This is a genomic window from Oleiphilus sp. HI0086 (genome assembly GCF_001635225.1).
Map to the genome: position 1 here is coordinate 1 of NZ_LWFZ01001512.1, position 534 is coordinate 534.

Sequence of the window (534 nt, forward strand, 5' to 3'; positions counted from 1 at the left end):
ACCGGCATAGTCGAATTAACTTTGTTACCCCAGAGCAAAGGCACTTAGGTCTGGATGAAGAAATATTATCGAAGAGGGATGAGCTTTATCGCAAGATGAAAAGAAAGAACCAAATAAGGTGGTCAAAAGCTACGCGGAACTGGGAGAAAGTGGGTGACGTTAAGTTGAACCCGGAGAAGGAAAAACAAGCAGCTTAAATGCTCAGGCGACAACTACCTTGAAAAACGCCGATTCGACGTCATTCATTTCTAATAACCTGTTTATGAACTCTGGGCCTGCAAATCCGTAGTTTTGATTGCAGTTTTGTTTTAAGTTATCAGAGAAACGTCTACCGCTTTGGTGTTCATGAAGTTGATCAAAAGCACCATACTCACGAGAACAAGTAATATTTAGCAGCCGCATTGAAACACCCGCTCTAGCATTGGATCCAGTAGAAGCGATCAAATCTTCTGGACTAATCTCACCGCTAGAAATAATGCTTTGTCTCCATTTATTTATAGATTGTGACGTCCCTAATTTGGTAGCCCGCTGTTT

2 pseudogenes are annotated in these 534 nt (G+C 41.8%); one reads left to right on the top strand and one right to left on the bottom strand.

The annotated features are described in order from the left end of the window. Nucleotides 1-197 (top strand): annotated as a pseudogene (locus A3756_RS28445) (IS3 family transposase); the annotation flags it as partial. Nucleotides 198-201: 4 nt separating this feature from the next. On the opposite strand, the pseudogene A3756_RS28955 reads toward A3756_RS28445, so the two are convergent. Next, nucleotides 202-534 (bottom strand): annotated as a pseudogene (locus tag A3756_RS28955) (hypothetical protein); the annotation flags it as partial.